Raw genomic sequence first — 12,907 nt, forward strand, 5'->3', positions numbered from 1 at the left:
TCGTACCACGCCCCGAACAACGCCCGCTCCCGCTCCACCAGCAGCGGCAACGGCTCGCAGGAGGTCACCAGGTCACGCAGCGGATGCTCCGCGAGAGTGGACGCGACCTCGGGGTCCAGGGCCGCCGCGAGCCGTTCGGCCGGGGGCAGGGAGTCGTCCCGCAGGGTGTCCGCGGCGGCCAGCACCGTGCCGCGGCCGGCGGCCGCGGGCACGCCCGCGGCGGCCCGCTCGTGCAGGGCCGCGCCCTCCTCGAGGACCGGTCCGACATCGATGCCGGCGGGGATCTTGATCTCGGCGGAGCGCCGCCACCCGGTCACCGGGTCGCTCCACGCCTCCACCCGGTAGGTCCAGTGGCCCGTCGCCGACGGGGTGACATGGGCGCCCCAGCGGTCGCTCCCGGGGGCCAGTTCGCGCATCGGAACCCGCGGGCAGGGGTGGCCGTCCGGATCGCACAGGACGACATCGGCGCCGACCACGGCATGGCCTTCGCCGAAAAGGGTGGCGGTGACCTGGAAGGTCTCGCCCACCACCGCTTTGGCGGGCCGTCTGCCGCAATCGACGACCGGCCGCACGTCCCTGACGGGTATGCGGCCGGTCGTCGTGTGCCCGTCCATGATCGCGTCCATGCGTGTCGCCTCCGCGGTTCCGGGCCGGAATCGTCGTCGCCGCGAAAGGCCCTCTCGTTGCGGTCCCCGAGGACCGTCGCTCAGATCCGTGCCGTGACGTCCTGCAGGTAGACCTCGGCGGCGTTCGCCGCCTCCCGCGCGCAGCGCTTCCCCATCAGGACGCACAGGGTGTATCCGGTGTTCTCGAAGTTCCCCCGCACCACACGGTCGGCGGGGGTCGCGAGAAGCAGGCGTTCCCACGCCCGGTAGCGCTCCAGATGCCTGGCGACCTCGGCTTTGGCAGGCAGCAGCATCACGCTGGTCACCTTCCCGATCTCTCGACCGCGTACGGCTCGCCTGGCCGGCGGATGAGGGCCGTACGCGAAGGGGAGCCGGTCCGGCACGGAGCGACACCCTCACTCATGGTGCCTGTGCGGCGACCGAGCGTCTTGTTGGTTCTTCAACCATCCAGGGCCGCGCTCGTGTTGCACGAATGGAGTAGCCCTCTCATGCTGAGGGTGACTCAGGAGCGATGAGTGCTCACGCTTCGCAATCGGGGCCCGGTCCCGCGGGGGGCGAAAGCGAGCGAGAGCTTCGCCGGTGAGGAGCCAACGAGATGAAAGCCGCAGTCCCCTGCTACTACCACCTGGATGTGGAGCTCAGTCAGGAAAGGGTCGGACAGGTCGGGCGGATCCTGGCCGCGCACCTCAGGTACTGGAACCTGGAGAATCTCGTCGAGTCCGTCTGTCGCTGTGCGGAAGCGCTGCTGCGCACCATCGAGCAGCACGCGACGGACAAGAACACGACGATCGAGATGTGGTGGAACGGCCGGCGTCTGTTCGCCGCCGTCTCGGACAACAGCCAGGACATCCGCCCGCACCGGGCGCCGCAGGGATGTCTGGCCCAGATCGCCGCGCTGAGCGACGGCTGGGGCTGCTGTGCCACGGACGCCGGCGGGAAGATCATCTGGTCCTCGTGGCGGGCCCGTGCCGCCGACCGCGCCCCGCTGGACCCGCCGGTGCCCGCGCCCTGTCTGCGCGTGGCGCGTCCGACCCCCCTGTACGTCGTCCTGCCGGAACCCGCGCTCGCCGCCGGATGCGACGAGACCGAGTCGGTCGCCTCCCACGGGTGAGCCGCCGCCGGCCCGGCAGGGCCGCCCGATCACATCGCCGAGCGCGTCGATCCCTTGCGGACCGACGCGCTCGGCGACGTCCGCCGGGGCCGCCGACGGGATGCGTCACAGGCGGACCGGGGTTGCCGAGCCAGGCGGATGGTGCGGGGTTAGGCTGGTCATTGATCGGGCTGAAACGGGCACATCGGACCCATCGACGGGAGCCGGTCCACGGCCCGGGAGCCGGTTCACGGCCCGGGCGCCGGGACCTCGGGGCGGTCTCCAGATACAGGGATGCACATGTCCATCACACCGGTACAAGCGGCACGCCAGGAACTGTCGGCGTTCAAAGGGCAGTTGATCGGCCCGGACGATTCCGGGTACGACGAGGCCCGCGCCGTCTACAACGCGATGATCGACCGGCGGCCCGCCCTGGTGGCGCGCTGCACCTCCCCGGAGGACGTCGCCCTGATCATCGGCTTCGCCCGCGACCACACCCTGCCGCTCGCGGTGCGCGGCGGCGGCCATCACGGGGCGGGCCTGAGCACCTGTGACGACGGAGTCGTCCTCGACCTCTCCCCGCTGAAGGACATCACGGTCGATCCGGCGGCGCGCACGGCACGCGTCGGCGGCGGCTGTCTCCTGGGCGAGGTCGACCGCGCCACCCACGAGCACGGGCTGGCCACACCGAGCGGCATCATCTCCACCACCGGGGTCGGCGGCATCACCCTCGGCGGCGGTCTCGGCCATCTCACCCGCGGGTTCGGGCTGGCCATCGACAATCTGCTGGAGGCCGAACTGGTCCTGGCGAACGGCGAACACGTCCGCGCGAACGCCGACGAGAACACCGACCTCTACTGGGCGATCCGCGGCGGCGGCGGCAACTTCGGAGTCGTCACCTCGTTCCTCTTCCGGCTGCACGAGGTGAGCACGGTCGTCGCCGGCCCCACGTTCTGGCCCGTCGAGAGCGGCGCCGAAGTCCTCACCGCCTACCTCGACTTCATCTCGGGCGCGCCGCGCGAACTCGGCGGCTTCTTCCTCTTCGGCTCGGTCCCGCCGGGGCCGCCGTTCCCGGAGGAGCTGCATCTGAAGAAGGTCTGCGGCGTGATGTGGTGCCGGGTCGGGGACGACACCGACGCGGCGGCCCGGGACATGGCCCCGCTGCTCGGCGCCCTGCCCGAGCCCCTGCTGCACGGCGCCGCGCCGATGCCGCACCCGGCCCTGCAGTCCGCGTTCGACGGCGTCTACCCGCCCGGCGACCAGTGGTACTGGCGGGCGGACTTCGTCGACGCGCTCCCGCGCGAGGCCGTCGACCTGCACGCCAGGTTCGGGGCCGGGATGCCGACCTGGAAGTCGACCATGCACCTCTACCCCATCGACGGAGCCGTCCACGACGTCGGCCCGACGGACACCGCCTGGGGCTACCGCAATTCCGGCTGGGGCGCCGTCTACGCCGGGGTGGACTCCGACCCGGCCAACGCGGAGACCGTCAAGCGGTGGAGCGTTGAGTACTCCGACGCCCTCCACCCGTACTCCGCGGGCGGCGCGTACGTGAACATGGTGATGGCCGAGGACCAGGAGGCCGTCCGGGCGAGCTACGGCGGCAACTACACACGTCTGTCGCAGGTGAAGGCCGCCTTCGACCCGGGTAATCTGTTCCGCCTCAACCAGAACATCGAGCCGGCGACGACCGACTGACCGCTTCGGCGCCCGCGTTCACGGTACGCGGGCCACGCCTCCGTGGACGTCCGTGGGCTCGGGTGACGTACCGGGCTCCGGACGCCACAGGGGGCAGGACACGACGCCCGGCTCGACCGGTTCGAGGCCGTCGTAGAACACGCCGATCTGTTCGGGGCTGCGCAGCACGTACGGGACCGCGCCCGTGTCGTCGTAGCCCTGCTGGGCCTCCTTGAGCGCCGCGTCCGTGTCCGTGCTGTCGTAGTGGACGAAGTAGCTGCCCGGCACCAGCGCGGCCTGTAGGCGCCGGACGATCGACCGGGCCTCCTCGTAGTCCTGGATGTGGCCGAGGATGCCCATCAGCATCAGCGCGACGGGCCGGGAGAGGTCGAGGATCCGGGACGCCGCCTCGATGATCTTCTCGGGTTCACGCAGATCCGCGTCGATGTAGTCGGTGACGCCCTCGGGTGTGCTCGTCAGCAGTGCCTGGGCATGGCGCAGCACCAGCGGGTCGTTGTCCACGTAGACGACGCGGGACGCGGGTGCCATCCGCTGGGCTACCTGGTGGGTGTTGTCGTACGTGGGCAGGCCGGTGCCGATGTCGAGGAACTGGCGGATGCCGCGCTCGCCCGCCACGAAGGAGACGGTCCGGATCAGGTAGGCGCGCGAGGCGCGGGCCATGGTCTCGATGTTCGGGGCGACTTCGCGGTACGCGTCACCGGCGACCCGGTCCACCTCGTAGTTGTCCTTGCCGCCCATCCAGTAGTTCCAGATGCGAGCCGAGTGCGGCACCGTGGTGTCGATCCTGGACAGCGCGTCCTCGTCGGGGGCGGCTCGGTCGGCCATCGGGTCCTCCTGCCGTGCGTCACGCGGTCGGTTCTCTACGCTATCGGCAACAGGCCCACGTACAGGCCGAGTTGGCGGATCGCCCGGGAGGGGTCGTGGGCGGCGCGGGCCGTTTCCCGGGTGTCGAGGGTGATCACGGGAACATGCTGGCCCAGGGTCCGCAGCACGCGCTCGTAGGCGCGGACCGCCTCGGCGTCGTCCGTCTCGCCCGTCACATGCACGAGCGCGCCGTCGCGTTCGGCCACCGCCTCCGCGAAGTCCAGCGCCTGGATCCAGGTCACACGGGAGCGGCCGCGGCGCAGCGGTCCGTAGACCAGTTCGTGGACGAGGCCGCCGTCGACGGCCAGCCGGCCCGGCGCGGACAGGAGCTCGCGGTAGGGCTGCGTGGGGTCCACGTGGTCGAGATGCCCGTGCAGCGGGCGGACGGTGAAGCGGTGGCGGGCCAGCTCGGCGAGGAGGGCACGCCGGTCGAGCCCGTCGGGACCCTCGACGACAAGGGTCCGGCACCCCGTCAGGGCCTGGTGGAGGATCATGCCCGTGTCCGCTCCCTCCGGGACGTCCGGCTCGGCCAGTATGGGGGACAACCCGCACGGCGGGAGTGTGCGTGCGGGTTGTCCGGTCGTGGGGGCGTAGTTGCGGACGCCCGGGCCCCGGGAGACGCGGCGGGGATCGCGCTCAGGCGATCAGGAAGTCGGCCTGCCCGGACTTGGCGCCCTCGATGAACGCGGCCATCTCCTCGCGCGACCAGACCAGCGCGGGTCCCTGGGGGTCCCGTGACTGGCGCAGCGCGACGCTCCCGTCGGGCAGCCGCTTGGCCTCGACGCAACTGCCGCCGTTGGTGCCGCTCCAGGGCTTGTGCCAGCCCTCGGTTCCGAGGCCGGCCGCGGACATGCCGTTGTGCACGGGTTCCATGGATCACAACTCCTTACGCAGTTCACCCAGGATGGCCCGGGTCCGGGCGACCGGCTCCGCCTGTACGGACATCCGGTCCAGTACTTCGAGATGGCTGACGACGTCGTCGGGGCGGTCGACGTAGACCGCGCCGAGCAGGCTCTCGGTGTAGACGATGTCGGGGAGTTCGCCGAAGCCGAAGCGGAAGTGGTGGAACGGTCCGAACGCGCCCGGGTGGGCGCCCGCACCGAAGCGCATGATCTGGATCCGGACCTTCGGCAGGTCCAGGGCCTCGGCCAGCCGGTCGAACTGGGCCCGCATCACCGCGGCTCCGCCCACCGGCCGGCGCAGCACCGTCTCCTCCAGGATCGCCCAGACGGCCGGGGCCTCGGGTTCGGCGAGCAGGTCCTGGCGCCTCATCCGCAGGGCGACACGACGGGCGATGTCCTCCTTCGGCTCGTTGGGGAAACCGACGCGCATCAGTGCCGTGGCGTAGGCGCGGGTCTGCAACAGGCCCGGGACGTAGTGGGGTTCGTAGAGACGGATGACACTGGCCTCGCTCTCCAGGCTCACGTAGGCGCTGAACCAGTCCGGCAGCACGTCGCGGTACGAGTACCACCAGCCCGGCCGGTTGGCCTCCCTGGCGAGGGCGAGGAAGTCCTCGACCTCCGCCGCCGGGACCCCGTACGTACGCAGCAGTTCCCTCACGTACGGGATGCGGAGTCCGACCTCGGCCTTCTCGATCCTGCGGACCGTCAGCGCCGTGACCTCGATGGCGCGTGCCGCCTCCTCGAAGGAGACTCCCGCCCGTTCCCGCAGATGCCGCAGCCGCTTTCCGAGAACCATGCGCAGGACGGTCGGCGCGCTGCCGCCGGAGCGGTTCTCGCCCACGCCCTACCTCCCGGGAACGGCCGTCTCGCGTGCAGTGTGCCACGCGGCCGATGAGAGGGACAGAGCGATGCGGATCGTTCCGAAATTATCAGAACGCCGGTTGCACAGGCGGCGGGCGGGCCACCATAGTGATCGAGTGATCTGCCGCACATTCGGTGACGATCACGCTCAACTGCGCTTGTCCGTACCGCAATTGAAGTCTCGCAAGGTAGGGCCGGAGCGCAGCCGCACGCGGATGTGAGGCGATACGCGATGGCCGCCGTGACCGAGGGGCAGACCAGGAACGCCGGCAGGAGCGCCGGGGGCAACCGGGCGCTGGCGGCCGTGCTCAAGGAGGCCGGCTGCTCCTACGCCTCCCTCGCCCTGCGGGTCAACGAGCTGGGGCGCCGTCAGGGCGCGGACTCCCACTACGACAAGGCGTCGGTGACCCGCTGGCTGCAGGGCCAGCAACCGCGGGGAAGCACACCGGAGTTGATCGCCACCGTCCTGTCCGAGCGGCTCGGCCGGGCCCTGTCTCCCGCGGACCTCGGCTTCCACTCCGATCCCGAGCGCCCGGTCGCGAGCAGAGCGCTCGTCTACGGCGAGGACGTGGCGGAGACCCTGCACACGCTCGCGGAACTGGGCTCCACGGACATATCCCGGCGCAGCCTCCTCGGTACGGTCCCCTTCGTCGCGACGGCCCTGACGAACCCTCAGCGCGAGTGGCTGCTCTGGCTGTTGGAGCACCAGGAGGCAGTCTCCTCGGCCCTGCCCGTGAGCGGCGGCCCCGTCGAGCAGGTACAGGCGATGATCGCGGTGTTCGACCAGATGGACAACCACTACGGCGGCGGCGGGGTCCGCACCAGCATCGTGCACTACCTGTCGACCGAGGTCGTCCCCATGCTCCAGCGGCGCGGCGCACCGCCCGGGCAGCGCCGCCGGCTGTTCGCGGCCGCCGCGCGCCTCGCCGCGATGGCCGGCTGGAGCTCGTACGACGCGGGGGAGTACGGCCTCGCCCAGCGTTACATGACCCAGGGCCTGCGCCTGTGCGCCGAGGGAGGCGACCGGGTGCTGGGCGGCCAGATCCTCGCCGGGCTCTCCCACCTGGCCACCAGCCTCGGCCGCCCCGACGAGGGCGTCGCACTCGCCCGCGCCGGAATCGTCACGGCGCAGGGGGCCGGCAGTCCCCTCGGCCTGATGCGGCTGTACGCCATGTCGGCGCGCGGACACGCCGCGCAGGGCCGCACGGACGACGCCTCCGAGGCGCTGCGCCTGGCGGAACGGCAACTGGCGGCGAGCAAGGGGGCCGAGCAGGAGTCGCCCTGGGTGCGCTATCTGGACCACCACTACCTCCAGGCCGAGTCCGCCCTGTGCTTCCGTGACCTGGGACTGGCCCGCCAGGCCGAGCGCACGGCGAGCGAGTCGCTCGGCTCGGGCGCCGACCGGCGCAGGCGCCAGGCCATCAGCCGGTCCGTCCTCGCGACCGCGCACCTGCAGCAGGACCGCCTGGACGAGGCGGTCGGCACCGCGACACTGGCCCTGGAGACCCTCAGCGCCGTCCACAGCGAACGGTCCGTCCAGGCCCTGCGCGACTTCCGCAGACGCCTCGAACCCCGGCGCGCCGAGCCCGTCGTGAAGGAGTTCGAACGCCGCTCCCGCGGGGTCCTCGGGGCGGCGGCCTGAGGACCGGGCGGACCACGGCGGGCCGGGCGCGGTTTCCCGGACCCGGCGCGGAGCCCCGACCGGGCGCGGAGCCGTCGTGCCGCCGCGGGACTCAGTACCCGTCGGGGGACGGGGCGTTCTGAGCGCGGTCGACCGGAAGGTGCGCGCCGGAGATCCCGCTCGACCAGTCCGACAGCAGGAACGCCACGACCCGGGCGACCTCCTGCGGCGCCACCGGCGCGCCGCCCGGCAGCTCCGCCGCCACGAAACGGGCGAACGCCTCGGGTTCCTCCCGGCGCATCCGGTCCCAGCGCCGGCCGGGGATCAGCATCGAGCCGGGGGAGACCGCGTTCACCCGGATCCCGTCCGGACCGAGCTCGCGGGCCAGCGAGGCGGCCAGCTGGATCTGCGCGGACTTCGCGACCGAGTACTGCGCGGGCGGGCCCGGCTTCCAGCCCGATATCGAGGAGATCACCACGACGGAGCCGCCGCCGGCGGCCCGCAGATGCGGCACCGCGGCCCGCACCAGCCGGGTCGCGTGACCGACGTTCACCGCCCAGGTCGCGGCCCAGTCCTCCGCCCGCGCCTCCTCGAAGCCGCCGCCGCGGGAACCGCCCGTACAGGCCACCACCCCGTCCAGACCACCGAACCGCTGCGCCGCGTCCTCGACGAATCCCTCCAGGTCCCCGGGCGCGGTGACGTCCAGCCGCCGGGTGAACAGACCGGGGCCCATCGAGGCGGCCAGCGCCCGAAGATCCCGGGCGGTGCGCGCGCAGGTGGCCACCCGCACACCCTCGGCGGACAGCAGCCGCACGATCTGCTCGCCGAGTCCTCGCGTACCGCCGGTCACCAGTACCCGCTTGTCACGCAGTCCCGCCGGGCCGATGTCACCGTCAAGAGACACCGTCGCCCCGCCCCCGCTCCCGTTCCTCACAAGATCGAACATACATCCCGCGCCACTACGTGCTTGCAACCGGACAACCCGAATACCCCCTGGTCGCCGTGACAGTCCGGCGTGTTGGCTGCACGGGCAGCCGCCGAGACAGCCGCCCCCCCCGGGCTGCACCCGAAGGAGGACCGATGCCGGTATCCAGGGCACCGCGCCGCGGGCCGTCGCCCTCACCGGCCCACGGCAGCCGGGTTCCGGGGCACGAGACGCGGACATCGGAGGAAGGGGTGCACCCGGCGGACGGCCAGCGGCTCCGTGCCCACCTCACCGAAGCGGCCGACCCCCTGGCACCGGCCGAGTCCCCGGTCCCGGCCGAACCCCCGGTCCCGGCTGATCCTCCGGTCCCGGCTGATCCTCCGGCCCCGGCCGAGTCTCCGGCACGGGCCGAGCGCCCGGCCCCGGCCGATCCCGCACGCGGGCCCGCCACGCCCGTTCCGGCCGTGGTGCCCGGGGGCGTCCCCACGTGCCGGGTGCGCGGGGCGCACGGCCTGCGGACCACCGTCCCGGCGCACCCCTCGCGGGTGCCCGGTGTGCGGGCCATGATCGCCGAGTACCTCACCCGCCTGCGGCTTCCCGCCCACCGCGTCGACGACGCGGTGATCGCGGCAGGGGAACTCTTCACCAACGCCCTCAGACACGGCAGCCCGGACCGCGGCGACACCATCACCGTCGGCATCGAGTGCGACCCGCGCGAACTGCGGGTGTCCGTCGCCGACCGCTCGTCCGCCCTGCCCGCGCGGCGGACGGCGGACGGGACGGAGGAGTCGGGGCGCGGACTGACGATCGTCGCCGCGCTGAGCGACGACTGGGGCATCGCGCCGGCCGACCCCGGCACCACGGGAAAGAAGGTGTGGTTCTCGATGGTGCTTCAGAGCGTGCCGTGAGCGTGGTCCCGAGGCACCCGGCAGGGCACCCCGGGGGCCCGGGCGCCGCGCCGATGGTCCCGGGGCTCGCCAGGGCCCTCGCGGGGGAGCTGGTACGCCGGGCGGACGAGGAACGCCACCTGATGCGCCAGGCGCGCGACCGTCCGGCCGGGCCGTGGCGCGGGCTCCTCACCGTGTGCCGTGCGCGCAACGCCGAAGCGCTCGCGACGGTCGTCCGGCGGCACGGCTGGCCGACCACCGAGGCGGTCGGCGCACCCGCCTCGACCGCGGCCCTGATGATCCTGCTGCACGCCCCGGACCTCGGCCTGCAGCTCGGCTGCCGCGACCTGATCGCCCGGGCCGCGGCCGACGGACTCTGCCCCGCCCTGCACCACGCCTACATCGCCGACCACTGCGCCGTCGAACTGGGCCTGCCGCAGTTCTACGGCACCCGCGTCGATCCGGTGACTCTGCGCCCGTATCCCGTACGTCGGCCGGGGACCGTCGACGAACGGCGCCGGGACGTCGGACTGGGCCCGCTCGACGAACAGCTGCGGCGGCTGCGCGACGACGTGTGGGACGTCCGGGGAACGTGATGTGCAGCACGCCCGGAAATGCCCCGTTGGGGTGGCGCGGAAAGATTCTGGCTGGGCACGGCTTGATCACCGATCAAGAAAGGAGAATTAGCTGGCCACGGCCCGTGCGGCGCATTTGACACTTCGTTGAGGGCACAGATAGGAACAACTCTCCGAAGTGGAGAGGTGGACTGTGCGCGAGCCGAACGTGGTCGGGGACTGGCAGGAGTACGACGAGCAGGCCGGCCTGCGTGTTCGCGTTCATGGTGTGGAAAAGGCCGAGCCCCCGAAGGGGCGCGACGAGGCCGCCGACGAACTCACCTACTTCAGGTTCCGGGTGACCGTCGAGAACCGTGCCACCGAACATTTCGGCATCCACCTCGAAGACGGCCAGATCGATATCCGCGTCGGCGCCGACGGTGAGAGCGCCTTCCTCGACTGGCGGAACTCGCAGTTCATCGAGGGCTACGACATCTATCCCCTGCGCCGGGCCACCGCGGTCCTGTTCGCGGCCGGCCCCGACGCCGCCCTGCCCCGGATGGACATCCAGATCCAGCTCAAGGTCGACGACGAGTGGACCGAGCGCTACCTCTGGGCGGGCGGCATCGACAACGACACAGCCGTCGACGCGGGCGCGCGTCCCGACACGGCCCGGGACAGCCTCGCCGGTCAGGTGAGCAACTTCCTCAGGCGCGAGGCGGAGTCCTGAGCCCCACCGGCCCGGGCGGCGCGGGGCGCGGGTCCCTCCCGTCCACGGAAACCACCCGAAAGGCGACGGGGCGGGCGAACGTCTGATTTCGGCGCGGCGGGCTAAGGTCGCCGGGTGAGTACCGAAGCGCGCTCCGAAGGGGCGGGTCCCTTCACGACCCGGCTGACCTGGCGCCTCATGGACGGGCGTATCGCGGTCTGGGAATCACGCCGGGCCCGTAAACGCGGCCTGCTCACCGTGCGCGTCCCGGGGGAGGCCGAGGCCCGTTCCCGGCGGGCGGACATCGTCTCCATCGCCCGGCTGCGCCGGCTGAACGCCATCGCCGCGACCGCGTTCACGGTCGGCGGGCTGCTGTTCGCCCTCGGAGCCGGGGTCGCCCAGTTCGGCTCGCGGGGTGCGACCGGCGTCTGGATCTACTTCGCGGGCGGCCTGTTCTTCAACACCGGGGGCTACTCGTCACTGCTCCAGGCCGTGAACGCCCCCCGCCGCGACAGCGAGTCGGACACGCTGGCCGGCCGACGCTGGAGGTGGTGGAGCTACGAGCCCGGCCGGATCGACTGGCTCGGCACCTTCCTGCTGTTCGTGGGAACGCTCGTGTTCGGCGTCAACCTGGTGGACTCGCTGATCAAGGGGCTGTCGGTCCAGCAGGTGGACCGGCTGATCTGGGCCCCCGACCTGGTGGGCTGCGTCCTGTTCCTGGTCTCGGGCCATCTCGCGGTCGTCGAGGTCTGCCACGGACGTCCGCGAGTCCTCGCCGACGACCTCGGCTGGTGGATCGTGGCGGTCAACCAGTTCGGATCCGTGCTCTTCTTCGTCTCGGCGCTCGCCGCCTACACGCGGCCGGCGACCGGCAGTCTCGTGAACGTCGACATCGCCAACTGGGGCACCCTCGCCGGGGCGCTGTGCTTCGCGGCCGGAGGCGTGATCCAGTTCTTCGAGCGGCCCTGAGGAGCGGGGCGGCGCGGGGCGGCCGACCCGTCGGCGGTCCACGGCTGTGACACGGGGAGCCGGCCCGCCGAGTGGTCTCTGCGGCGGTGGCGTGGGGTGCGCGGCCCGCCGGTGGTCTCTGCGTCCGCGGTGTGGGGCGTCCCGTTCTCCGTGCCGCCGCGACGGAAACCGCGTGGCGACCGTGTGGGGATCGCGCGGCGCCCCCGGCGCGTGGAGCGCCTGCCGGGGAGCGGCTACCGCTCGCTCGCCTGGTTGCCCTCCACCCACTGGATGAGCAGCTGCCGTACGTACGGATTGCCCTCCTGGGCGGCGTGCGCCAGCCGCTCGGCGCTCGCCCGGGCCGCCCGCCAGCTCGCGGGCGTGTCCTCGGCGTTGGCCTGGTCCGCGGCGGCCAGCGCGTCGGCCGCGAGGAGCCTGAGGTCCTCGGAGAGATCGTCGTCCGCGGCGGCCCGGTACGCCTCCAGCCGCAAGGCCGTGAGCGCCGCCGGGGAGAGGGCGGGCTGTGCGGGCGGCTGGGCGTAGCCGCTCACCGCTATGACCACGCAGAAGGTGGCGACGTCCCGGCGGCTCTCCGACTGGCCCTTGGCGATGGCCGGCGCGAGCCACTTGGGGGCCCGCCAGTGCAGGACCGCGGTGGCGATGGCGAGGGCAACGGCCAGCAGCGTGAAGGGAATCCAGCCACCGAAGAACCAGCCGATCGGCCCGAGGACCAGGAAACAGACGGCACTGCTCATCCATATCCGGCGGCGGCCGAGTCTCAGGTGTCGTGGATCCATGTGTCTCAGTGTCGCAGGGGCGCCCGGGACGCGCTGAGGGGGCGGGCGATTCGCACGGCCATGCCCCCGCCGGCCGCCCGGGACACGGGGAACGAGGGCCGGGGCGGCGGCCGTGGCGCCCGGTGGCACGGCTGTGGGTGACACGGCTGTGGGTGGCGCGAATCGTGGTGAACGCGGTCGGTGACCGCGACGGCGGGTGTGAACGGCGCGTATCGATTGGCCGGAGATGGTCCTGTCCATCGCGGCCCCCCGTACGTACGATTTCGTCGCTCCCGGCCTTCACAGCTCCTTCACAGCCAGGAGTGGACTGCGCATGTGCATTTGTCATGTGCACGCACAAATGAGTCACGCTTGATCCAAAGCACTGGTCCGCGACGGTTCCCCGTGATGACGGGGAGCCGCACCCCCCATTCATGGCGGCACGC

The 12,907-nt window shown here is 72.2% G+C and carries 14 protein-coding genes and 1 pseudogene; 7 read left to right on the plus strand and 8 right to left on the minus strand.

The features are described 5' to 3' along the window. Both ACH4S8_RS42420 and ACH4S8_RS42425 read right to left on the minus strand, forming a co-directional pair. The coding region (locus ACH4S8_RS42420; protein ID WP_398404194.1) for a maltotransferase domain-containing protein at positions 1–626 on the minus strand (626 nt) is incomplete at its 3' end. A gap of 101 nt (positions 627–727) precedes the next feature. Next, positions 728–919 (minus strand): annotated as a pseudogene (locus ACH4S8_RS42425) (DUF5133 domain-containing protein); the annotation flags it as partial. A 302-nt stretch (positions 920–1,221) separates the two neighbouring features. Here ACH4S8_RS42425 and ACH4S8_RS42430 point away from each other — a divergent pair. After that, a complete protein-coding gene (locus ACH4S8_RS42430; RefSeq protein ID WP_398404196.1) occupies positions 1,222–1,737 on the plus strand; it encodes a pep a2 in 516 nt (171 codons plus the stop codon). Positions 1,738–2,016: 279 nt separating this feature from the next. Next, positions 2,017–3,414, plus strand: a complete 1,398-nt coding sequence (locus ACH4S8_RS42435; RefSeq protein ID WP_398404198.1) for an FAD-binding oxidoreductase — start codon at positions 2,017–2,019, stop codon at positions 3,412–3,414. 18 nt (positions 3,415–3,432) lie between these two features. On the opposite strand, the gene ACH4S8_RS42440 is transcribed toward ACH4S8_RS42435, so the two are convergent. From ACH4S8_RS42440 to ACH4S8_RS42455, 4 genes are all read right to left on the minus strand, one after another. Further along, on the minus strand, positions 3,433–4,239 hold the full coding sequence (locus tag ACH4S8_RS42440; protein WP_398404200.1) for an SAM-dependent methyltransferase: 807 nt from the start codon (positions 4,237–4,239) through the stop codon (positions 3,433–3,435). Between the two features lie 35 nt (positions 4,240–4,274). Beyond that, positions 4,275–4,823, minus strand: coding sequence for a hypothetical protein (locus ACH4S8_RS42445; protein ID WP_398404202.1), 549 nt, complete (start codon positions 4,821–4,823; stop codon positions 4,275–4,277). A 91-nt stretch (positions 4,824–4,914) separates the two neighbouring features. Further along, a complete protein-coding gene (locus tag ACH4S8_RS42450; protein WP_398404204.1) occupies positions 4,915–5,151 on the minus strand; it encodes a DUF397 domain-containing protein in 237 nt (78 codons plus the stop codon). A 3-nt stretch (positions 5,152–5,154) separates the two neighbouring features. Further along, complete coding sequence (locus ACH4S8_RS42455) at positions 5,155–5,976, minus strand: helix-turn-helix domain-containing protein (RefSeq protein WP_398404306.1); 822 nt, start codon at positions 5,974–5,976, stop codon at positions 5,155–5,157. A 297-nt stretch (positions 5,977–6,273) separates the two neighbouring features. Here ACH4S8_RS42455 and ACH4S8_RS42460 point away from each other — a divergent pair, with 297 nt between their 5' ends. Further along, on the plus strand, positions 6,274–7,683 hold the full coding sequence (locus ACH4S8_RS42460; RefSeq protein WP_398404206.1) for a hypothetical protein: 1,410 nt from the start codon (positions 6,274–6,276) through the stop codon (positions 7,681–7,683). Positions 7,684–7,774: 91 nt separating this feature from the next. Here ACH4S8_RS42460 and ACH4S8_RS42465 read toward each other — a convergent pair whose 3' ends face one another. Next, positions 7,775–8,566, minus strand: coding sequence for an SDR family NAD(P)-dependent oxidoreductase (locus tag ACH4S8_RS42465; protein ID WP_398404208.1), 792 nt, complete (start codon positions 8,564–8,566; stop codon positions 7,775–7,777). A 176-nt stretch (positions 8,567–8,742) separates the two neighbouring features. Here ACH4S8_RS42465 and ACH4S8_RS42470 point away from each other — a divergent pair, with 176 nt between their 5' ends. The 4 genes from ACH4S8_RS42470 to ACH4S8_RS42485 all read left to right on the plus strand — a co-directional run bounded on the left by ACH4S8_RS42470 (position 8,743) and on the right by ACH4S8_RS42485 (position 11,706). Beyond that, entirely contained in the window at positions 8,743–9,495 is a 753-nt protein-coding gene (locus tag ACH4S8_RS42470) for an ATP-binding protein (RefSeq protein WP_398404210.1), read from the plus strand. Next, the gene (locus ACH4S8_RS42475) at positions 9,492–10,070 is read left to right on the plus strand and encodes a DUF6624 domain-containing protein (RefSeq protein ID WP_398404212.1); all 579 of its coding nucleotides are present in this window, start codon (positions 9,492–9,494) and stop codon (positions 10,068–10,070) included. The genes ACH4S8_RS42470 and ACH4S8_RS42475 overlap by 4 nt, the downstream gene beginning before the upstream one ends. Positions 10,071–10,242: 172 nt before the next feature. After that, positions 10,243–10,758: a hypothetical protein gene (locus tag ACH4S8_RS42480; protein WP_398404214.1), complete on the plus strand. Its 516-nt coding sequence runs from the start codon at positions 10,243–10,245 to the stop codon at positions 10,756–10,758. Between the two features lie 114 nt (positions 10,759–10,872). After that, positions 10,873–11,706, plus strand: coding sequence for a hypothetical protein (locus ACH4S8_RS42485; protein ID WP_398404216.1), 834 nt, complete (start codon positions 10,873–10,875; stop codon positions 11,704–11,706). Between the two features lie 233 nt (positions 11,707–11,939). Here the strand turns inward: ACH4S8_RS42485 and ACH4S8_RS42490 are convergent, their stop codons facing one another. Next, a complete protein-coding gene (locus ACH4S8_RS42490) occupies positions 11,940–12,482 on the minus strand; it encodes a hypothetical protein (protein ID WP_398404218.1) in 543 nt (180 codons plus the stop codon). Positions 12,483–12,907 lie beyond the last annotated feature (425 nt).

Origin of the sequence: Streptomyces sp. NPDC021080, from assembly GCF_044333225.1 — a bacterium.
Classification (GTDB): Bacteria; Actinomycetota; Actinomycetes; order Streptomycetales; family Streptomycetaceae; genus Streptomyces.

What these genes read in the sequence shown, in the direction of transcription:
- ACH4S8_RS42430 (WP_398404196.1), top strand. Translation starts at nt 1,222, where the DNA reads ATGAAAGCCGCAGTCCCCTGCTACTACCACCTGGATGTGGAGCTCAGT.
- ACH4S8_RS42435 (WP_398404198.1), top strand. Translation starts at nt 2,017, where the DNA reads ATGTCCATCACACCGGTACAAGCGGCACGCCAGGAACTGTCGGCGTTC.
- ACH4S8_RS42440 (WP_398404200.1), bottom strand. Translation starts at nt 4,239, where the DNA reads ATGGCCGACCGAGCCGCCCCCGACGAGGACGCGCTGTCCAGGATCGAC.
- ACH4S8_RS42450 (WP_398404204.1), bottom strand. Translation starts at nt 5,151, where the DNA reads ATGGAACCCGTGCACAACGGCATGTCCGCGGCCGGCCTCGGAACCGAG.
- ACH4S8_RS42455 (WP_398404306.1), bottom strand. Translation starts at nt 5,976, where the DNA reads ATGGTTCTCGGAAAGCGGCTGCGGCATCTGCGGGAACGGGCGGGAGTC.
- ACH4S8_RS42460 (WP_398404206.1), top strand. Translation starts at nt 6,274, where the DNA reads ATGGCCGCCGTGACCGAGGGGCAGACCAGGAACGCCGGCAGGAGCGCC.
- ACH4S8_RS42470 (WP_398404210.1), top strand. Translation starts at nt 8,743, where the DNA reads ATGCCGGTATCCAGGGCACCGCGCCGCGGGCCGTCGCCCTCACCGGCC.
- ACH4S8_RS42490 (WP_398404218.1), bottom strand. Translation starts at nt 12,482, where the DNA reads ATGGATCCACGACACCTGAGACTCGGCCGCCGCCGGATATGGATGAGC.